At 73.1% G+C, this 20,211-nt stretch carries 20 protein-coding genes; 10 read left to right on the forward strand and 10 right to left on the reverse strand.

The window, feature by feature from the left end:
* Positions 1-6: 6 nt before the first annotated feature.
* The 4 genes from ACWCSV_RS29645 to ACWCSV_RS29660 are packed head-to-tail and all read left to right on the forward strand — an operon-like array spanning position 7 to position 3,749.
* Positions 7-750 (forward strand): urease accessory protein UreF, encoded by a 744-nt coding sequence (locus ACWCSV_RS29645; protein WP_451147417.1) that lies wholly within the window; start codon positions 7-9, stop codon positions 748-750.
* 23 nt (positions 751-773) lie between these two features.
* Entirely contained in the window at positions 774-1,394 is a 621-nt protein-coding gene (gene ureG, locus ACWCSV_RS29650) for an urease accessory protein UreG (RefSeq protein WP_451147419.1), read from the forward strand.
* A 1-nt stretch (position 1,395) separates the two neighbouring features.
* On the forward strand, positions 1,396-2,355 hold the full coding sequence (locus ACWCSV_RS29655) for an urease accessory protein UreD (protein WP_451147421.1): 960 nt from the start codon (positions 1,396-1,398) through the stop codon (positions 2,353-2,355).
* A gap of 44 nt (positions 2,356-2,399) precedes the next feature.
* Entirely contained in the window at positions 2,400-3,749 is a 1,350-nt protein-coding gene (locus ACWCSV_RS29660) for an ammonium transporter (RefSeq protein WP_451147423.1), read from the forward strand.
* A gap of 24 nt (positions 3,750-3,773) precedes the next feature.
* Here the strand turns inward: ACWCSV_RS29660 and ACWCSV_RS29665 are convergent, their stop codons facing one another.
* Entirely contained in the window at positions 3,774-4,955 is a 1,182-nt protein-coding gene (locus ACWCSV_RS29665) for a glycosyltransferase (protein ID WP_451147425.1), read from the reverse strand.
* A 57-nt stretch (positions 4,956-5,012) separates the two neighbouring features.
* Between ACWCSV_RS29665 and ACWCSV_RS29670 the strand changes: the two genes are divergently transcribed.
* From ACWCSV_RS29670 to ACWCSV_RS29685, 4 genes are all read left to right on the forward strand, one after another.
* Complete coding sequence (locus ACWCSV_RS29670) at positions 5,013-5,798, forward strand: glutamate racemase (RefSeq protein ID WP_451147427.1); 786 nt, start codon at positions 5,013-5,015, stop codon at positions 5,796-5,798.
* A 70-nt stretch (positions 5,799-5,868) separates the two neighbouring features.
* Positions 5,869-6,432 (forward strand): hypothetical protein, encoded by a 564-nt coding sequence (locus ACWCSV_RS29675; protein WP_451147429.1) that lies wholly within the window; start codon positions 5,869-5,871, stop codon positions 6,430-6,432.
* Positions 6,433-6,540: 108 nt separating this feature from the next.
* Positions 6,541-8,124: an apolipoprotein N-acyltransferase gene (gene lnt, locus ACWCSV_RS29680; RefSeq protein WP_451147431.1), complete on the forward strand. Its 1,584-nt coding sequence runs from the start codon at positions 6,541-6,543 to the stop codon at positions 8,122-8,124.
* A gap of 22 nt (positions 8,125-8,146) precedes the next feature.
* A complete protein-coding gene (locus ACWCSV_RS29685) occupies positions 8,147-8,635 on the forward strand; it encodes an NUDIX hydrolase (RefSeq protein WP_451147433.1) in 489 nt (162 codons plus the stop codon).
* A 10-nt stretch (positions 8,636-8,645) separates the two neighbouring features.
* Here the strand turns inward: ACWCSV_RS29685 and ACWCSV_RS29690 are convergent, their stop codons facing one another.
* Positions 8,646-9,767, reverse strand: coding sequence for a glycoside hydrolase family 26 protein (locus ACWCSV_RS29690; protein WP_451147435.1), 1,122 nt, complete (start codon positions 9,765-9,767; stop codon positions 8,646-8,648).
* A gap of 69 nt (positions 9,768-9,836) precedes the next feature.
* Positions 9,837-11,123: a cytochrome P450 gene (locus tag ACWCSV_RS29695; protein WP_451147437.1), complete on the reverse strand. Its 1,287-nt coding sequence runs from the start codon at positions 11,121-11,123 to the stop codon at positions 9,837-9,839.
* Between the two features lie 293 nt (positions 11,124-11,416).
* On the opposite strand from ACWCSV_RS29695, the gene ACWCSV_RS29700 reads away from it, so the two are divergent.
* Positions 11,417-11,827: a tyrosinase family oxidase copper chaperone gene (locus ACWCSV_RS29700; RefSeq protein WP_451147439.1), complete on the forward strand. Its 411-nt coding sequence runs from the start codon at positions 11,417-11,419 to the stop codon at positions 11,825-11,827.
* Between the two features lie 18 nt (positions 11,828-11,845).
* Positions 11,846-12,706: a tyrosinase family protein gene (locus ACWCSV_RS29705; protein ID WP_451147441.1), complete on the forward strand. Its 861-nt coding sequence runs from the start codon at positions 11,846-11,848 to the stop codon at positions 12,704-12,706.
* Positions 12,707-12,801: 95 nt separating this feature from the next.
* Here the strand turns inward: ACWCSV_RS29705 and ACWCSV_RS29710 are convergent, their stop codons facing one another.
* From ACWCSV_RS29710 to ACWCSV_RS29740, 7 genes are all read right to left on the reverse strand, one after another.
* Positions 12,802-13,104 carry a chaplin gene (locus ACWCSV_RS29710; RefSeq protein WP_450779332.1) on the reverse strand — a complete coding sequence of 101 codons (303 nt, stop codon included), beginning with the start codon at positions 13,102-13,104 and terminating at the stop codon, positions 12,802-12,804.
* 134 nt (positions 13,105-13,238) lie between these two features.
* Positions 13,239-14,399 carry a GNAT family N-acetyltransferase gene (locus tag ACWCSV_RS29715; RefSeq protein WP_451147443.1) on the reverse strand — a complete coding sequence of 387 codons (1,161 nt, stop codon included), beginning with the start codon at positions 14,397-14,399 and terminating at the stop codon, positions 13,239-13,241.
* Positions 14,396-15,085: a lipopolysaccharide biosynthesis protein gene (locus ACWCSV_RS29720; protein ID WP_451147445.1), complete on the reverse strand. Its 690-nt coding sequence runs from the start codon at positions 15,083-15,085 to the stop codon at positions 14,396-14,398. Before ACWCSV_RS29720 ends, ACWCSV_RS29715 begins: the two co-directional genes overlap by 4 nt.
* Positions 15,082-16,212 carry a glycosyltransferase gene (locus tag ACWCSV_RS29725; protein WP_451147447.1) on the reverse strand — a complete coding sequence of 377 codons (1,131 nt, stop codon included), beginning with the start codon at positions 16,210-16,212 and terminating at the stop codon, positions 15,082-15,084. Before ACWCSV_RS29725 ends, ACWCSV_RS29720 begins: the two co-directional genes overlap by 4 nt.
* Positions 16,209-17,018, reverse strand: a complete 810-nt coding sequence (locus tag ACWCSV_RS29730; protein ID WP_451147449.1) for a polysaccharide deacetylase family protein — start codon at positions 17,016-17,018, stop codon at positions 16,209-16,211. Before ACWCSV_RS29730 ends, ACWCSV_RS29725 begins: the two co-directional genes overlap by 4 nt.
* On the reverse strand, positions 17,008-18,804 hold the full coding sequence (gene murJ / locus ACWCSV_RS29735; protein WP_451147451.1) for a murein biosynthesis integral membrane protein MurJ: 1,797 nt from the start codon (positions 18,802-18,804) through the stop codon (positions 17,008-17,010). The genes ACWCSV_RS29730 and murJ overlap by 11 nt, the downstream gene beginning before the upstream one ends.
* A complete protein-coding gene (locus ACWCSV_RS29740) occupies positions 18,801-20,210 on the reverse strand; it encodes an O-antigen ligase family protein (RefSeq protein WP_451147453.1) in 1,410 nt (469 codons plus the stop codon). Before ACWCSV_RS29740 ends, murJ begins: the two co-directional genes overlap by 4 nt.
* Between the last annotated feature and the right edge of the window lies 1 nt (position 20,211).

A 20,211-nucleotide genomic window follows, 5' to 3' on the forward strand; every position in this document is an offset into this window, starting at 1 on the left:
TGACGCGTGTACCAGGACGAGGGCGACCCCGCGACGAGAACGGCGGGGACCACCGACGGCGCCCAGGGGCTCGGCCCGCTGCTGGTCAGCCTCCAGCTGACCGACTCGGCCTTCCCGAGCGGCTTCTACACGCTGTCGCACAGCCTGGAGGGCTTCGCGCAGGCCGGAGCGGTCGATGCCGACAGCCTGCCGTCGCTCCTGGAGGACCTGCTGCTGCACGCCGTCGGGCCCGCCGACGCCACCGCCCTCGCGCTCGCCCACCGGGCGACACGCGCGGGTGACGTGGAGGCCGTCGTCGGGATCGACGAGCATCTGTTCGCGACCAAGCTCGGCCGGGAGATGCGGCAGGCCGCCACCCGGACCGGCCGGCAACTCCTCGACCTCTCCCACGAGGTCTTCGGACACCCCGAGATCGGTGACTACTTCGGCCGGGTCGTACGCAGGGAAGCCCCCGGCACCCAGGCGGTCGCCGCCGGGATCATCTACGCCGCGACCGGCGTCCCGGCCGGCCAGGCCGTCGCCTCGGACCTCTTCGCGTTCTGCGCGAGCTTCGCGGGCGCGGCCCTGCGCCTGCGGCTCACCGACCATCGCAGGGCACAGACCCTGCTGCGGGGCGCCGCCCCCGTCATCCGTACCGCCGTCGAGGCCGCGCTCCGGCGCGAACTCGCGGACGTCGGGGCCTCCGCCTTCGCCTCGGACGTCATGTCGGGCCGTCACGAACGGGCTGAGGCCCGGCTCTTCGCCAGCTGACCCCCACACCTCACGGAGCACCCATGGACGACAACGTACTGCGCGTCGGAATCGGCGGACCGGTCGGTTCCGGCAAGACCGCCCTCATCGAGGCGCTGGTCCCGGTCCTGATCGCGCGGGGCCGCCGCCCCGCCGTCATCACCAACGACATCTACACCCAGGAGGACGCCCAGCACGTCCGCCGTACCCTCGCCGGGGTGCTGGACCCGGAGCGGGTCGTCGGCGTCGAGACGGGCGCCTGCCCGCACACCGCCGTACGGGACGACCCCACCATGAACCTCGCCGCCGGGGCCGAGATGCTGGAACGCTTCCCGGACACCGACACGCTGCTCTACGAGTCCGGCGGCGACAACCTCACCCTCACCTTCAGCCCGGCGCTCGTCGACCTCTTCCTCTTCGTACTGGACACCGCCGAGGGCGAGAAGATGCCGCGCAAGAGAGGCCCCGGCATCACGGAGTCCGACCTCCTCGTGATCAACAAGATCGACATCGCGCAGTACGTCCGTACCGACGTCGGTGTCATGGAATCCGACGCCCACCGGGTCCGCGACAACCGCCCCGTCGTTCTCACGGACTGCCTCACCGGCGTGGGCATCGAGGACATCGCCCTCTACCTCGAATCGCGCCGCAAGGTCCTGATCTGACATGCCGTCCAACCCGCCCGCCGCCAGGACCGACCGGCTGGCCCCCGCGTACTACGCGGCGGGCCGCGTCCCCCCGGCCGTCGCGGCCCTGGCGTCCGTACCCGACACGCTCGCCGCCGGCTCCCCGGCCAAGGTGGGCGTCCTCGACCTCGTCTTCGAGGTACGCGGTGGGCGCACCGAACTCGTCGAGCGCTACCAGAAGTCGCCCCTCCAGATCATGCGCCCGCTGTGGATCGACCCCGCGATGCCCGGCATGAGCCACGTCTACCTGATGGCGACGGGCGGCGGAATCGCCCAGGCGGACCGCTACCGGATCGACGTCCGGTGCGGGCCCGGTACCCAGCTGCACCTGACCACCCAGGCGGCCACCAAGGTCTTCCGGATGGAACACGACTTCGCCAGCCAGTGCGTGCACCTGACGGCCGAGGAAGGCAGCTATGTCGAGTACCTGCCGGACCCGCTGATCCTCTTCAAGGACTCGCGCTTCTACCAGCGCACCGAAGTCGAGGTCGCCCCCGGTGCGACCGTCGTGCTGGGCGACACCCTCACCGCCGGGCGGCTCGCCCGCGGCGAACGCCACGACTACCGCGTCCTCGCCACCGACCTGCGGTTCACCCGCCCCGACGGCACCCTCCTGGGCGTCGACACGGTGCGTCTCATGCCGGGCGGACCCGGCGGGGGAGTGGTGGGACCGGGCGTGTTCGCCGGGCACGACCACGTCGCCTCGGTATTCGTCGTCACCGACCGCGCGCCCGCCACCGGGATCGCCGACACACTGCACACCGCGCTGGCCGGCTCGGACGTCCTCTTCGGCGTCAGCACACTGCCCCGGGAATGCGGTGCCTGGGTCCGGTTCCTGGACGACAGTCCCGTCCGTGTCGCCGCCGCGCACGAGGCCGTACGCCAGGCGGTGCACCGCCTCCTCACCGGCCGATCCGCGCCGGACCTGCGCAAACCGTAGTCCTCCCGCACGAAGCCGCCCCCACGCCCCAGAGGTGCCCACCGATGAACACCGCTCCCGCGCCGATGCCGCCCGCCTACGACTCCGGCGACACCGCCTGGCTGCTCGCCTCCACCGCCATGGTGCTGCTGATGACGCCCGGGCTGGCGTTCTTCTACGGCGGCATGGTCCGCACCAAGCACATCCTGATGATGATCAAGATGAGCTTCGCCGCGCTCGCCTTCGGCACGCTTCTCTGGTGGGTCATCGGCTACACACTCGCGTTCGGCCCCGACGTCGGGGGCGCCGGACTGATCGGGAATCTCGATCACTCCTTCATGCGCGGAATCGAACTGACCACCCTGTCAGGACACATCCCCACCTACGTCTACAGCACCTTCCAGATGGGCTTCGCGATCATCACCGTGGCCCTCATCAGCGGATCCATCGCCGACCGGGCAAGGATGAGGGGCTGGCTCGTCTTCGTCGTCCTGTGGCTGCTGATCGTCTACATCCCGCTCGCCCACTGGGTGTTCGACACCGATGGCTGGATCGTGAAGCACCTCGGCGCACTCGACTTCGCCGGCGGCCTCCCGGTGGAGCTCAACTCCGGGGTGGCCGGTCTCGCCGTGGCGCTGGTGCTGCGGGCACCGCGCGACTTCGCCCGGCGCGAGGAACGGCCCAACAACATCCCGCTCGTCGTCATCGGGGTGGGCCTTCTCTGGTTCGGCTGGTTCGGCTTCAACTCCGGCTCCGCGCTGAGTGACCAGGGCACCGCGGCGGCGGCCTTCATCAACACCCAGCTCGGCGCCGCCGGCGCCATGGTCACCTGGCCCCTGGTCGAGAGGTGGCGCACCGGCAGGGTCACCACCATGGGCGTCGTCTCCGCGGCCGTCGCCGGCATGGTCGCCATCACACCCGCCTGCGGCGAGATCAACACCCTCGGCGCGGTCGTCACCGGACTGGTGGTGGGCGCTGTCTGCGCCTTCGCCATCACCCTGAAGTACCGGTTCGGTGTGGACGACACCCTGGACGTGGTCGGCGTGCACGGTGTCGGGGGCCTGATCGGCCTGATCATGGTCGGTCTCTTCGCCACGGCCCGGATCAGCGGCAAGAAGGGGCTCTTCTACGGCGGAGGCTGGGGGTTGCTGGGCAAGCAGGTCCTCGCCATCCTCGCCGTGATCGTGTTCTCCTTCGCCCTCACCTGGCTCATCGCGAAGCTGGTCGACCTGACCGTCGGCTTCCGCGACAAGGCGGAGTACGAAGGGGTGCCGGGCGAGGAGCAGGAGCGCGCGTACGACTTCCAGACGGCGGAGCGCCTCGGCGCGCTGGTCTCGGGGAAGCCCGTGAGCAGCGACGACGAACTCGTCGAGCAGATCACCCGCCTGCTGCGCGCCCGGGAGGACTCCCGGTAGCCCGGCCGGCCAGGGGCGTCCGCCTCACCGCTCCGGCGCGGTCTCCGGCCGGGGATAGGTACGCCCCTTCCACGCGGCGCCCCGCCCCCGGTAGTGCTGGACCGCCGAGTCGACGGTCATCAGCAGATACAGCAGGGCGGTGAAGGGCAGCAGAGGCGCGAGCCAGAGCGACTGGCGGTAGTACGTCAGCATCGGCAGGTACGTCACCGTCATCACCGTCCACGCCAGCCCCCCGGCCCACGAGGCCGCCGGATCGACCAGGGCCGAACCCGCCACCAGCGTCACCGGCGGCGCGAGATAGACGAGAGCGAGCCCCGGCACCGTCCCCGCGAGCAGCAACGGACTGTGCCGCAGCTGCGCGTACGCACTCCGCGAGACCATCCGCCACAGCTCCCCGAGCCCCGGGTAGGGGCGGACGCTGTCCACCCGCTCCGCGAGACCCAGCCAGATCCTGCCGCCGGTGCGCTTGACCACCCGCGCCAGCGACACGTCGTCGATCACCGCCTGCCGGATGGACTCCGGGATCCCGGCCCGCACCGCGGCCTCGTCCCGCAGCAACACGCAGCCCCCGGCCGCCGCGGCGGTCCGGGACCCCGCCCGGTTCACCCGGCGGAAGGGGAAGAGCTGCCCGAAGAAGTAGACGAAGGCCGGCACCACGAGCCGCTCCCAGCAGCTCTCCACCCGGAGGCGGGCCATCTGGGAGACCAGGGCGTAACCGTCCGGCCCCGCCGGTCCGGCCGCCGCCACCAGCTCCCGCAGGCTGTCCGGCTCGTGGGCGATGTCCGCGTCGGTCAGCAGCAGGAATTCCGGGTTCCGCCGCCGCGCCACCGCGATCCCGTGCCGCACCGCCCAGAGCTTGCCCGTCCACCCCGGCTCCGGTTCGCCCGGGGAGACGACCTGGAGCTCCAGCCCGCCGCACCGGTCCGCCAGCTCCCGCGCGAGTTCCCCGGTGCCGTCCGTACTGCAGTCGTCGACGAGGACCACGAAGACCTGCCCCGGATAGTCCTGCGCCAGCAGTGACGGAAGGCTCACCGGCAGGATCGGCGCCTCGTCCCTGGCCGGTACGACGACGGCGACCGAGGGCCAGCGCGCCGGTTCGGACCGTACCGGCAACCGCTGGTCCGTACGCCAGTAGAACCCCTGGCCGAGCAGTAGCCACACCCACGCGATCAGGGAACCCACGGCGATCCAGGCAACGGCGCTCATCCGCCGAGTCTGCCCCACTCCGACCGGCCGTGGAGGGGGGTGGCATAAGGTGACCGGGTGAAGATCGCGCTCATGGACTCAGGAATCGGACTGCTGGCGGCCGCCGCCGAGATGCGCAGACTGCGCCCCGACGCGGATCTGGTGCTCTCCTCCGACCCCGGCACCATGCCCTGGGGACCGCGCGAGCCCGAGGACGTCACCGCGCTCGCGCTCGCCGTGGCCCGCGCCGCCGCGGCGCAGCGGCCGGACGCGCTGGTCGTCGCCTGCAACACGGCGTCCGTGCGCGCGCTGCCCGCGCTGCGCGCCGAGCTGGAGCCCGCGCTGCCGGTCATCGGCACCGTACCGGCGATCAAGCCCGCGGCCGCCGGCGGCGGTCCGTTCGCCATCTGGGCCACCCCCGCCACCACCGGCAGCCCCTACCAGCGTGGGCTGATCCGGGAGTTCGCGGCCGACGTGGACGTCACCGAGGTGCCCTGCCCGGGCCTGGCCGACGCCATCGAGTACGCCGACGAGGCCGCGATCGACCGCGCCGTGGCCGCTGCCGCCGCCCTCACCCCCGCCGATGTGCGCACGGTGGTCCTCGGCTGCACCCACTACGAGCTGGTCGCCGACCGCGTCGCCGACGCCCTGCGGCGGCCGGGCCGCCCTCCGGTCGTCCTGCACGGCTCCGCCGGCGCCGTGGCCGCCCAGGCGCTCCGCCGCATCGGCGCCGAACCCGCTCCGTCGGCCGAACCGACCGGTTCTCTCACCGTCCTCCTCGGCGGGCGCGAGGCCGAGCTCCCGGACGCCGCTCTCACCTACGCCGAGGGCAGGCTGCTGCGGGGCGTGGGCGTCTCCCGCTGACCCCGGCCACCGCCCGATCGGCCTCCCGACACCCGCCGCGCGGGCGCGGGTCATGGGTACGCTGCTGAGCATGACGGACCACCCCGGCCGTGCGGCGCACGGCTCGACCCAGGCGCCGTCCACCATGTGGACCGGCAAGGCGACCAACCGCGCCCAGTGGCTGCTGGCCTTCGTGGGAGCGGCGTGCCTCGCCCTCGGGGTCGAGATCGCCCTCGATTCCAACTGGACCTCCGGGGTCGCCCCCCTGGTCATGTCGGTGGTCGGCTGCGTCGCCGCCGGACTCCTGATGCTCTACGGCACCCTCGCCTTCGTCCACGTCGCGGTGAAGGTGGACGGCGACGCCCTGGAGGTCCGCTGCGGCCACATGGGGCTGCCGCGCCGCCGCATCCTGCTCACCCATGTCGTGGGCGCCGAGTTCGTCCCCCGGGTGACCCCGCGCCAGTGGGGCGGGTGGGGCTACCGCTGGCGCCCCGACCAGGGCACCGCCGTCGTGGTGCGCCGGGGCGAGGCGCTGCTGCTCCGGCTCGGCGACGGCATGTCGTTCACCGTCACCGTGGACAACGCGGAGGCCGCGGTGCGGTTCATCCGCGACCGGCTCCGCCTCCCGGCGGCCGGCAAGCCGTCCGAGGCCTGATCCGGGGACCCGGCCGCCGGCCGGCCGGTGCTCCGTGACGCGGCATCCCCCGGACACCCGGGTCTCCCCGCTGCCGCGCGCACAGCAGCCGCCCGTAGACTCCCGCAGGTGAGCGCCACCATCACCTCCGTCGACGAACCGTCGCCCGTTCCCGAGTCACGTCCCCGCGGGCGGTGGCTCAGCTGGGCCCGGCCGGCCGCGGCCGTGCTCTCCGGAGCGCTGCTGTACGCGAGCTTCCCGCCCCGGCCCCTGTGGTGGCTGGTGCTGCCCGGCTTCGCCCTGCTGGGCTGGGTCCTGTACGAACGCCGCCCGCGCGCCGCGTTCGGCCTGGGCCTGCTGGCCGGGCTCGGCTTCATGCTGCCGCTGCTGCACTGGACCGGCGAGGACGTCGGCGCGGTCCCGTGGCTGGCCCTGGCCGCGGCCGAGGCGCTCTTCATCGCGGTGGGCTGCGTCGGCATCGCCGCCGTGACCAGGCTGGCGTACTGGCCGTTCTGGGCGGCGGCCGTCTGGACCCTCGACGAGGCGGTCCGGGCCCGGGTGCCGTTCGGCGGGTTCCCCTGGGGCAAGATCGCCTTCGGTCAGGCCGACAGCGTCTTCCTGCCGATCGTCGCGCTCGGCGGTACACCGCTCCTCTCCTTCGCGGTGGTCCTCTGCGGGTTCGGCCTCTTCGAGGTGGTCCGGCGGGTCCGCGCGTACCGCTCGACCGGGGAGCTCCCGCGCGCGGCGACCGCGATGGCCGCGGCGGCGGTGCTGGTCCCCGTCGCGGGCGCCTTCGGCTCGCTCCCGCTGGTCGACAACTCTCCGGAGGACGGCACCGCGACCGTCGCCGCGATCCAGGGCAACGTGCCGCGTCTCGGCCTGGACTTCAACTCCCAGCGGCGCGCCGTGCTCGACAACCACGTCCGGGTCACGGAGCAGCTCGCGGCGGACGTCAAGGCGGGCAAGGAGCCCCAGCCCGACTTCGTCCTCTGGCCGGAGAACTCCTCCGACCTCGACCCCTACCGCAACGCCGATGCCTGGGACGTCATCGACCAGGCGGTCCGGGCCATCGGCGTCCCCACCGTGGTCGGCGCGGTCGTCGAACCCGACACCGGCAAACTGCGCAACACGCTGATCCAGTGGGACCCGGAGAAGGGCCCCCTGGACACGTACGACAAGCGGCACATCCAGCCGTTCGGCGAGTACATGCCGATGCGCTCGGTCGCCCGCGTCTTCAGCAAGGACGTCGACCGCGTCCAGCGTGACTTCGGCTCCGGCACCAAGGTCGGCGTGTTCGACCTGGCCGGTACGAAGGTCGGCTTCGTCACCTGCTACGAGGCCGCGTTCGACGACGCCGTGCGCGACACCGTGAAGGCCGGTGGCCGGCTGATCGCCGTACCGAGCAACAACGCCACGTTCGGGCGCACCGAGATGACCTACCAGCAGCTCGCCATGTCGCAGGTGCGGGCGGTGGAGCACGGCCGCGCCGTCGTCGTACCGGTCACCAGCGGGGTCAGCGCGGTCATCCGTCCGGACGGCACGATCGTGGAGAAGTCAGGGTTCTTCACTCCGGCGGCCCTGGTGGACGAGGTGCCCCTGCGCTCCACGCTGACCCCCGCCACCCGGATGGGCGCTCTCCCCGAAGGGATCATCGCCCTCTTCGCCGCCGCCGGCATCGTGTTCGCCGCCGTACGCTCCCGCCGCGGCGCCTGAAGATCACGTTAGGCTCGTCCGCATGGCTACTCCCGACTTCATCCGCGCGATCAGGGCCACCGCCGGCCATCAGCTGCTGCTGCTGCCGGGGGTGAGCGCGGTCGTCTTCCACGAGGACGGCCGGGTTCTCCTCGGCAAGCGTGCCGACACCGGCAAGTGGTCGATCATCGGCGGCATCCCCGAACCCGGCGAGGAGCCCGCGCGGACCGCCGTGCGCGAGGTGTACGAGGAGACGGCCGTGCACTGCGTGGCCGAACGCGTGGTGCTCACCGAGGCGCTGAAGCCCGTGGAGTACCCGAACGGGGACCACTGCCAGTACCTCGACATCACCTTCCGGTGCCGGGCCACGGGCGGCGAGCCGCGCGTCAACGACGACGAGTCGCTGGAGGTGGCCTGGTTCGCCCTGGACGCGCTGCCGCCCCTGGCGGAGTTCGCGCGCTTCCGGATCAAGCAGTCCCTCACCGACGGCCCCACCTGGTTCCGGGCCGCCGGGAGCGACGGCCTCGGCTGAGCCTGCGGGCTCAGAGCTTCACACAGATCCGCCGGCTCTTCGTCCAGTCGGTGAACCAGTCGCTCAACGACAGCGGGAAGCACCATTCGGCCGGTCCCGGCGCGGAGGACGGATCAACCGGGAGCGGCCGGCTCTCGTCACTGAGGAAGGAGCGGTAGAGCTTCGACGCCGCCGGGTTTCCCTCGCATCCCCACACCCCGTGCGGGCAGTAGTCCGTGATCGTCTGGTAGACGGGCGGGTGGAGATCCATCCATTCGAGCATGCGGCGCATGTACTCGGGGTTGTCGCCGTTGCGGAAGAGACCCCACTCCGGGTAGGAGATCGGCTTCTTGTGCTCGGCCGCGAAGTCCACGTGCTTCTGCAGCCCGTATTCGCCGTACACCTGGTCGTCGAAGTTCTCGCCCGGCGGCTGGTCGTAGGAGTCCATGCCGACGATGTCCACGAAGTCGTCACCCGGATAGCAGTCGGTCCAGGGCACCGCGTCCCGTCCCCGGCTCGGCGCGAAGTCGAAGCGGAACCGCTGGCCCTCGACCGAGCGCATGGCGGTGACGATCCGCTGCCAGTACGTCTTCCATGCCGCCGGGTCCGGCCCGCAGCGGTGGGCGTAGGTGGTGCCGTTCATCTCCCAGCCGAGCACGATCACGGTGTCCGGGATGCCCAGCCCCACCAGCCGCTCGGCGAGCTTGCGGAAATGCCGGTCGTACAGGCCCGCCGCACCCGACCGCAGCCGCAGCCGAACGGTGGCGTCCGGGACCCGCACCTCGTTCCGCTCCAGCATCGGCGTGTTGAGGACGAACATCCGGTCGTTCTGCGCCTGCCGCCACCGCGCCCACGCGCCCAGGAAGTCTACGGAGCCTTCGATGTTCACCCAGAGGTCCCCTGGGAGGTAACTGTGCCCGACGCGCAGCTCCTTCCCGCCGAGCCACCGGGACATCTCCGCCATGCGCGCCACGCCGTCGGGGCCGTAGTCCAGATAGGCGCCGACCGCCGTGCTCCGCGGATCCACATGCGGTCCGGCACCGTCGGCCGAGCCCGTCCCGGTGACCCGGAAGCCGGAGGCACCACTGACGGCGAGCACACCGGCCGCGACCGTGCCCACACAGAGATTGACGATACGGCGACTACGGGACACGGCTGCTCCTCGGTATCGGTGGACGTCCGGCCGGCCCGGCGGCGGCTCGGCTCCACGGGCGGACACCACCTACGGCGTCGGGACGGAATCGAAGGTCAGTGCCAGACCGCGGACCCGGTTGTCGAAGTTGGAGTCCACCAGCTCCGGTTCGCCGAGCGCCCGCGCGGTGTCGGCCCGGGTGAGCACCTCCGTGAAGAGCGCCCGCATCTCCAGGCGGGCCAGGTGCGCCCCGAGGCAGTGGTGCGGGCCGCCGCCCCCGTACCCCAGATGCGGGTTGGGCGAGCGGGTGATGTCGAAGCGGTCGGGCTCCGCGAACACGGAGGCGTCGCGGTTGGCGGAGGCGTAGAAGAGCACGGCCTTGTCGCCCGGCCGGAAGGTGCGCCCGCCGAGCTGGTGCTCGGTGGTGACGGTCCGCCGGAACTGGATGATCGGCGTCGAATGCCGGACGATCTCCTCGACCGCCCCGTCGATGTGCCCGTCGAGGTCGGACACCAGCAGCGCATGCTGGTCGGGGAAGCGCGACAGCAGCGCCATCCCGTGCGCCAGCGCGTTCCTGGTCGTCTCGACCCCCGCGACCAGCAGCAGTGAGAAGAAGGCGCCGAGTTCGCGGGCGCCGAGCGACTGGCCGTCCACGTCGGCCCGGACCAGGGCCGAGATCAGGTCACCGGTGGGCCGGCGGCGCCGCTCGTGCGCGATGCGCGCCATCACGAGCTGCATCCGGGCGAGCGACCGCAGCCCCCGGCCGGGCACCCGGATCCGGGCCAGTCCGCGCCGCTCCACTCCGACGTGGCTCGACGCGTGGTCGATCTGGGTGGCGATCCACGGCCGGTACGTCTCCGGAATGCCCATCAGGTCGCAGATGACCTCGAACGGCAGACGCGCGGGCGCCGACCGCATGAAGTCGGTGGAGCGGCCGGCCACCGCCTCGTCCACCAGCCGGCGCGTGACCCGGGAGATGTTCTCCTCCGCCTCCGCGAGCAGCCTGGGGGTGAAGGCGCGGGAGACGATCCGGCGGAGTCCCGCGTGGTCGGCGCCGTCCATGTTGACCATGGAGTTGCCGAAGACGGCCTTCGCCCAGCGGGCGGGCTCCGGGACGGTGACCCCCGGCGCACTCGCGAAGACGTCCGCCCGGCGGCTCGCCGCCCGGACGTCCGCGTGCTTCACCAGGGCGTAGAAGGAGAGCCCCGCCTCCCGGCCGGTACGCGCGGTGAACCGCACCGGAGCGTCGAGCTCGCGCAGCATCTCGAACGCCCGCAGCCGCTCGTTGCGCGGCAGCCGCCAGAACGCCGGGTCCGCCAGATCGACGTCCCTCGGCCGCTCCGTACGCACACCGGGGACCTGTCCGGGAACGCTCATGTCCACCACCTTCGGCAGTCGGGACTCCCATGCTGAACCGGCCATGCATACCCGAGGCCCGACGCGGCCGCGAACGGCCCGGATTTCCCACGGTTGAGGGATTGACCGGCGGTACGGCGAGCCGTTACGGGCCAGAGGCCGGCACACGCCGTCTGATGGGCGTCGATACCGGCCGCACCGACAAGCGGCTTCACCGACAAGCAGTTTCACCGACTGGTTCACGAGTGCTTTCAGAGAGGCGGAAACGGATGGGTTCGAGCAGGAAGGCCCGAGGACCCGTGGGTGGACGGAGCGTGGCGACCCGCAGAGGTGTGCTGCGCTCCGTCTTCGCCGTCGGGGTCGTGGCCGGAACCGGGGCGGCCTGGGAGCCGATCGTCGCCCGCGGCCCGGAGAGCCACACCGGTGCCGGCGCACCTCCGCGGCCTGGGGAGACCACCGAGATGTACCGGGGGCGGACGATCCGGGTACACGTGGACGCAGGCCCGGGCGGCACCGCCGGGCCCGGCGTGCGGACCGCGGGCGCCGGTCTCCTCCCCGGGGTCAGCATCGACGGCGCTCCCCTGCACCTCATGCGACGGGCCGACGGGAGCTACCTCAGCGCGGTCACCCACTACGAATCGCATCCGACGCCCCTCGCGGCCGCGCGCGCCGCGGTCGACGTCCTGGGCGCGGCCCGGCTGTCCGCCGCACCCCACAGCATCTGACCGAAGGGCAGGTGGAAGGTGTACACGCGAAAGAACCAGCGCGATCTCACCCGGAGCGAACGGAAGCGGTTCGTCGACGCCGTGCTGACGCTCAAGCGATCGGGGAGGTACGACGACTTCGTGGCGACGCACCGCGAGTTCTACGTCACCGACGGGGAGGACCGGCCGCGCGCCGCACACATGACCCCGTCGTTCTTCCCCTGGCACCGCCAGTACCTGCTGGAGTTCGAGCGGGCTCTGCGGGAGGCGGACCCGGCGGTCTCCGTCCCGTACTGGGACTGGACCCTGGACCGCTCGCCGGGGGGACCGCCGTGGACGCCGGACTTCCTCGGCGGCAACGGGCGGGAGGGGGACCGGCAGGTCACCACGGGCCCCTTCGCGTACCGGGAGGGGAACTGGCCCCTCAGCAACGGCGTCACCGACGACCTGTTCCTGACCCGTGACTTCGGCCGGCCGGCCGACCCGGTGGCCCTGCCCACCGCGAAGGACGTGCGGGGAGCGCTGAACGACCCGCTGTACGACGCCGAGCCGTGGAACAGCGTCAGCCGTGCCGGCTTCCGCAACCGGGTGGAGGGATGGGGTATCCGGGGGGCGCGTGCGATCAGCAACCACAACCAGGTGCACCGCTGGGTCGGCGGCGTGATGGCGGGGGCAGGCTCCCCGAACGACCCGGTCTTCTGGCTGCACCACGCGTTCATCGACCGGCTCTGGGACCGCTGGCAGAAGGCCCATCCGGGGTCCGGCTACCTGCCCGCCCGGGAGCTCACCGGCGACGATCCGCAGCGCGGCCGGGTGTTCGCCCGGAACGAGCCGCTGCCGCCCTGGGGGGTCGCGCCGGCCGGGCTGCTCGACCACAGCCGCGTCTACCGCTACGCCTGACCCGCACGTCCTCCGGCGGGCGATCCGGACGGCACGGCGGCCGGTCTCCCCTCCGGGGATGAGGAGGGGAGACCGGCCGCCGTGTACGGGTCCGGTCAGTGACCGTACGCGTCGTGGTCGCCCTCGTAGGCGTCCTCGTGCTGGAGCGGCTGCGGGGCCGAGCCGTTGACGCAGGTGTTGCCGAAGGCCGGGTTCAGCAGGCCGACGACGTTGATCGTGTTGCCGCAGACGTTGACCGGGACGTGCACGGGCACCGAGATGATGTTGCCCGAGACGACACCGGGGGAGCCCGCGGCGACCGCACCGGCCCCGGCGTCGGCCGAAGCGAGGCCGGCACCGCCGGCGATGAGGGCGCCGGTTCCCGCCAGGACGGCGGCGACCTTCGTGATACGCGACATCAAGAACTCCTAGGGAAGAACGTTTTGTTGTGGAGCTGCGGAGCCTTCCGGCCCCGCACTGACTGACAAACGCCGGGAGTGGCCGGCGGTAACGGATCGGTACGGAAGTTCTGGGTACGGCTCCGCCGGATGGCTCAGCGCCCCACCCGCGTCAGCGCGGTGAACCGCTCGTGCCAGTCCCGCGCCGCGGGGAAACGTGCCTTCACCGTCCTGGCCGCCCGGTCCCGCGCGGCCACCTGCGCCGCACGCAGCCGCAGCACCGGTTCGAGCCCAGGCCGGGACAGCAGCAGCCGCTGGTTGACCACCGAGACCGGCTGCCAGTAGCTCTTGTACTGTTCCGCGCCCCGCAGCAGACTCAGCGTCCGCCGCCCGTCGGCAGCCGCCTGCCGGGAGACCTCGCGCAGCAGCAGGGTCGCCACGTCCACCTTCTGCTCCCGCAACCGGGGGTGCGCGCCGTACAGGTAGCAGCCGGTCAGCGGACCCGCGTGCAGAGACAGGTTCGCCGCCAGCACCTCTCCGTCCAGCAGGAACTCCGTGAGCGTCGCCCCGCCGTCGCGGACCATCCGCCCCGCGGCGTGCGTCAGATGGGCCGCGAAGCGGGGACGCAGATGCTCGGGGTTGACGCCTCGCCCGCTCCACTGCAACGCGTGCAGCCGCAGCAGATCACCCACGGTCGCCGGCACCCGCTCGACCGGGACCTCCCGGCACACGACGCCCAGCGCCTCCACCTTCCGGAGCTTGGCCCGCACCCGCTGGGCGCGGGAGCCCGACATCTCCTGGGCCAGCGTGGCGAGCGGCGCGGCCGGCAGCTCCATGCAGGTGGAGTCCGTGAGCCGGACGCGGGGCCCGGTCCAGCCGGTGAAGAGCCGCTGCACCAGGGCGTCGGGGCGCACCTCGCGCAGGTCGATCACACTGGAGCACGCCGCCCGGCGCAGGCCGCGCGCCAGGGCGTCGACGACCGCCCCGGTCTCCGCCTCACCGGACTCCTCGTCGACGAGGACGTCGAAGAAGTCCGAGATCGCCCCGCCCATCGGCATCAGCACCGGCATCGGCCGGTGGGCGAGCAGCAGCGCCGCGGCGCCGGCCAGCCGCCCGCCGCGCCGCACCAGGACGACCCGGAGGTTCGCGTCCCGCCCGTACGACAGCCACCAGGAGTGCAGCCAGGCGTGGGACTGGAACGGTGTGGCCGACGGGCAGCGCCGGTGCAGGGCGTCCCACTCGGGCGCGAGCGCGGCGAACTCCCGGCCGTCCCGGCAGAGCGTGACGCTCAGGGAGTCCTTCGGCAGGGGTGTCATCGCGCGGGCTCCCGCTCCTCGGGCACCAGGGACTCGGCCTCGTGCGCGGGCCCGGGGACCGGGGCGGCCGGAGCCGGGGTCAGGTGCTCCTCGGGGCGGCGGCGGACAAGGAGCAGCAGCCCGCCCACGAGCCCGCCCGCGCTGCCGCCCACGGCGGCGGAGAGCGGTACGGAGGGCGAGGCCGGGTCGCTCGGTGCGACGGCGTGGGTGAACTGGATCAGCTTCACCCCGGTGTCCTTGGAGACGTGGCCCCCGCTGACGATGAGGGCCTCGACGACGGCGTCCGCGATCTCCGCCGCCTGCCGGGGCCGCCCGGCCGTGCCCGTGACCGCGATCATCGGCGAGTCGGGGGAGGTCTCCGCCCGGACGTGGCCCCGCAGCTTCCGCAGGGGTTCGCCCGCGGCGCCCTGCGCGTAGCCGAGGGTGGCGTCGCCGGTCGCCAGCCGGCCGTACGACTGCGCGTACCCGAGCGCGGCCGTCGGGTCGGTGGTCTTCGTCGCCGCGACGGTCATCGCGTACCCGGTGGCCTCGTAACTCTCCGGCGCGAGCAGGCCGTAGGAGATTCCGCAGGCGGCGCCCAGCAGGGCGCAGGCGGGCAGCGGCCACCAGACGGGCGGGCGGAGAGCGGAGCGGAGCCTGCGGGTCCGTCCGGGAGCGGCCTGGTTCTGGGCGGGGGTTTCGGTCATGACTCTGCTCTTTCCAGGGGACGGGACGTGGCGAGGACGTGGCGGTACACGTCCATGAGGTGGTGACTGCTGCGCCGGATGTCGTACGCGGCGACGGCGGCGGGCGGGGGAAGACGCTGAGGGCCGGGATCCGCCAGACTCCGCAAGGAGGAGGCGAGTTCGGCGGGATCGCCGGAGATCCGGCGGGCGCCGGGGGCGCTTCCGGCGGGGAGGTCGTCGAGCGCGGGGCAGGCCTGGTGCAGCACGGGCAGACCCGAGGCGAGCGCCTCCACGACGGCCAGCCCGAACGACTCCTCGCGGGAGGCGGAGACGAACACGTCGACCGCGCCGAGCACCGCGGGCACGTCGGGTCCGGGTCCCGAGGCGTCGCACGCTCCGAGGAACCGGACCCGGTCCGTCGCGCCGAGCCGCCCGGCCAGGGCCCGCAGCGACGCGAGCTCCGGCCCCTGTCCGGCGAGCACCAGCCGTACGCCGGGCAGCGCCGCGACGGCCCGCACGAGGACGTCGAACCGTTTGCCCGGGACCAGCCGCCCCACGCCCCCGACCACGTAGGCGTCCTCGGGCAGGCCGAGGAGCGCGCGGGTGGCGCGCCGGGACTCCGCGTCGAACCGGAACGCCCGCGCGTCGATGCCGTTCGGCACCAGGTGGATGCGCTCCTCGGGCACGCCCCACTCGCGCAGCCGCCCGGCCACGGTGGGGGAGACCGCGACCGTCGCCGACCCCAGCCGTTCGGTGCCCAGGTAGAGCGCGCGGGTACCCGCGGTCAGCGGGCGGCCCTCGATCTCCGCGTGGCCCAGCGAGTGTTCGGTGGACACACCGGCGCGGACCCCGGCCAGCCGCGCGGCGATCCGCCCGTAGACGCAGGCCCGGTAGAGGTGGGTGTGCACGAGGTCGTACGCTCCCCGGCGCACGAGCCGGGTGAGCCGGCCCACCGCTCTCAGGTCGCGGTTTCCCGCCATGCCGAGATGGGTGACGCGCACCCCGTCGGCGCGCAGTCCTTCGGCCACCGCTCCGGGGTTGGTGAGCGTCACCACGTCGCAGGAAACCGGAAGATGACGGATCATCAGGCGCAACTGCTGTTCCGCACCGCCGATTCCCAGGCCCGTGATGACATGCAGTACCTTCACCGGCGGGCCTCCGCGAGCGGACCCGAGGGCACCGGCCCCGAAGGAGTGCGGCCCGCCCGGTGGCGCATGTGGTGCCGCAGCTCCTTCGCGCGCAGCCGCAAGCCCTGGTCGGAATGGCTGACATGAGTACGCGGGAGAGCGAACTCGCCCACGAGGGTGCCGGGTTGAAGGGCGCAGCCGTATGCGTACCCCGCCGCGCGCACCGAGTCGAGCACCCGCTGGTCGGCGTAGCCGTACGGGTGGCAGAAGCCGTCCGGGGAGGTCCCGGTGAGCTCCCGGACGAGCTCGCGGCTGCGCCGGGTCTCCGCGTGGAGCTCCTCGTCGGGCAGTGCCGTCAGGTCCCGGTGGTAGAGGCCGTGGGAACCGATCTCCATCCCGGTACCCGCGAGCCGGCCGATCTGCCGGTGGGTGAGGAGCGGCTTGCGCGGACCCTTCGGGTCCCACTCGTTGGTTCCGCCGTCGCGTCCGGGCAGGACGAACACGGTGGCGGTGAAGCCGTACCGGCGAAGGACCGGCAGTGCCTCGTCCACGAAGTCCGCGTAGCCGTCGTCGAAGGTGAGGCCCACCAGGCCGCGCCCGCCCTCGGCATGTGCGCGCAGCAGGGTCCCCATCGCCACGCCCGTCAGCCGGCGGCTCCGCAGCCAGGCCAGTTGGGCGTCCAGGCGTTCGGGGGAGACGGTGATCCCGTACGGGTCGTCCGTGGGGTCTCCCACCGAGTGGTAGGTCCAGATCCACGGCAGGGCGGCGGCCGTGCGGGGACGGGCGGAGCGGGGCGCGGCGACTCGCGCCGACGGGTCAGTTGCCATGGATGAACCTCTGTCGGGTCAGGGTCAGCAGATGGACGACTTCGGGAACCCGGCACACGCGTCCGGTGAGGAGGAAGACCGAGGGAACGAGGACGCATCCCGCCGCGAGGCCCAGGAGGGGACCGGCGACGACGCCCGCCGATCCCCAGCCGGCCGCGGCGGCGACGGCGGCCGGCACCGCCAGGCGGAGGAGGGAGAGGCTCACGGCCCGCACCTCGATGGCGACCACGCGGGATCCGAGCCCCTGGAGGAGGAGCGCCGCCGTGACGGTGATCCCCACCGCGTTCGCGGCGGCGATGCCGAGAACGCCGTAGGAGTACGTCACGGCGAAGCCGGTGCCGGTCGTCACGACCAGCCCGGTCGCCATCGCGAAGCCGGGGTACCAGGTGGGGCGCCCGGAGGAGAAGAACGGCCGGCCGAGCGCGCCGACCAGGCAGTGCCCGAGGAGACCGAGCGCGTAGACCCGCATGACCTCGGCGGTGGCCCGGGTGTCCTCCGCGCCGAACGCCCCGCGCTGGAAGAGGACTTCGATGATCTGCGGGGCGTACCCGACGACCATCGCGGTGCCGAGCAGGACCACCAGCGCGGCCAGCGCCAGATCGCGTTCGACCCGCAGCCGGGCGCCCTCCCGGTCGCCGTCCGCCATCGCCTGCGCGACCACCGGGAAGGTCACCGTGCAGATCATCAACGACAGCACCATCGGCATCTGCGCGACCTTCTGCGCGTAGTTCAGATGCGAGATGGAACCCGCGGGCAGCGAGGAGGCGAGGAACCGCTCGACCAGGACCTGCGCCTGACGGCTCACCACGAAGAGCAGCACGGGTGCGAGCACGGCGGCGCCTGGCAGCCGCGCGGCGGAGCGCGGCCCGCCGGCTACGGCGGCAGCCCCGGCCTCCAGGAGCTCCGGGAGCTTCGCGCGCCCGCCGCGCTCGCGGGTGAGGACCCGGGAGCAGAAGGAGGGGACCTGGACCAGGACCATCAGTACGCTGCCGGCCGCCACCCCCACCGCCGCTGCCCGCACTCCCCACACCGAGTGCAGCCCCAGGGTCATCGCGATGATGCCGACGTTGTACGCGACGTAGACGGCGGCCGGAGGGCCGAAACTCCCGTGCGCCCGCAGCGCCGCGCTGAAGTATCCGGTGACCCCGAAGGTGAGCACGGTGACAGCGGTCAGCCGGGTGCAGTCCACGGCCAGCCGGGGATCCGCCAGCCCGGGCGCCAGCATCCCGACCACCCAGGGAGCTCCCGCGAACAGCAGCGCGGCACCCCCGGCCAGCAGGGTGAAGAGCCTCGGGAGCGTCGCCGCCACGAACACACGGACCGGCTCCTCGGGGGCACCGAACGGCCCGGCGGGCCCGGCCGGAGCCGCCCGGCGCGCCAGTACCCGGCTGAAGGCCGGGACCAGCAGCAGCGCCATCCCGTCCTCGATCAGCAGCGTCGCCGCCATCTCCGGGACGGTCCAGGCCACCAGGAACGCGTCGCTGTCGCCGCCCGCGCCGAAGAAGTGGGCGACGGTCTGGTCGCGCAGCAGCCCCAGCACGGCACCGAGCAGCGTCAGCCCGGCCGTCGCCGCGGCGGCGCGGGCCAGGAACCGCGGGAGCACCGGGGAGATCCGACGGGATGCCGCCTTTTCGGTGGCGACGGCGTCACCCGCCGGAACTCCGGGCACCGGCAACTCCGCCTCCTGCTGCGGCTGCGGCGCCCGGCGGGGCGCCGCCACCCCGGGCCCCTCCGCGCCGGGCGGCGGCCCGGCGGAGGGGCCGGCCCCGGTCGTGGTGTCGCTCACGCGCAGGCCGCCTCGTCCGGGACGTCCAGCGCCCACCACGCGCCCAGACCCAGCACGACACCCGTGAGCACGGTGGTGGGGCCGCCGATGTCCGCGTAGAGGAAGTCGACGGTCTGCCACACCACCAGCCCGACGGCGACCAGCCCGCAGTCGATCGCGCCGGCCCGCCGGCGGCGGGCGAGGAAGAGTGCGCGCACCGACGCCACGAGCACCGCCAGCCAGCCGCCCACGACGGTGACGAACCCGATCAGCCCCTGCTCCCCGAGGACCAGTAGATACATGTTGTGCGGAGACAGCAGGGTCTGCCTGCGGAATTGCTGACCTGCCCCCTCCGTGTCGCTGCCGGAGGACAGACCGATCGAGGCGTGGCCGTCGCGGAACTCCGGGAAGCCCTTGAGGCCGACGCCGGTCGCCGGCCGGTCCCGCCACATGCTCCCGGCCGCCTCCCACAGGGTGTACCGGTCGTTGACGGAGCGGTCGGGGGCCCGCGCCACGTCGGTGACGCTGGAGAGCCGCTCCCGGACCATGTCGGAGCCGACGCCGAACCCGCCGACCAGGACCACCGACAGCGCGCCCAGCACCAGCAGCGACCGGGTCGCCGTACGCCGCCCGGTCAGCACCACGACCGTGAGCGCGGCCAGCGCCGTCGCGATCCAGGAGCCCCGGCTGAAGGAGACGGCGAGGGCCACGACCAGCCCGGCGGTGACGAGGAGCGCGCAGGGGCGCAGCCAGCGGCGCGCGGAGGCGGGCGGGCAGAGCGCGTACGGGACGGCGGCGAGCAGGCCGTACGCGACGACCGTCGCCATGCCCATGATGTCGCCGGGCCCGAACGTCCCCACCGCGCGGACCTCCTCGCCCATGTAGGAGGCCCCGGTGCCGGTGGTGAACTGGCGGACTCCGACGAACCCCTGGACCACGGCGAGCAGGACGAGCGCCCCGGCGAGGAGCCGGAAGCCGCGGGCGTCCCGGACCGTCAGGCACACGGCGAGCGGCACGAGGACGAAGACCTGCAGGTAGCGGACGAAGCCGGGGAGCGCCGCCACCGGGTCCGAGGCGGTGACGGTCGCCGCGGCGAGCCCGGTGACCGTGAGACCGGCGATCAGCACCGCGCCCGCCGGCAGCGGGCGCACCCGACGTGCCAGCAGCCGCCCCAGGCAGCACAGCACCGCCACGCCCGACGCGAGGTCGGCCGGAAGCGCTCCCTGGGAATCGGGAGTCCCGGCGCCGGGGGCGGGGAGGGCGAGCAGCAGGACGGTCGCCACCAGCGGCAGCAGGGTCCAGAGGTCCAGCGCCCCGCCCGGTGGTGCTGCCCTCACCGGAGGAGCCGGTGGGGCCGTCGGGGCGACGGGTACGCGCGACGCGACAGGGGCGGGTGCGACCGGGGCGTCGGTCGTGGGGGGTGTCATG

Source organism: Streptomyces sp. NPDC001770 (assembly GCF_053596135.1).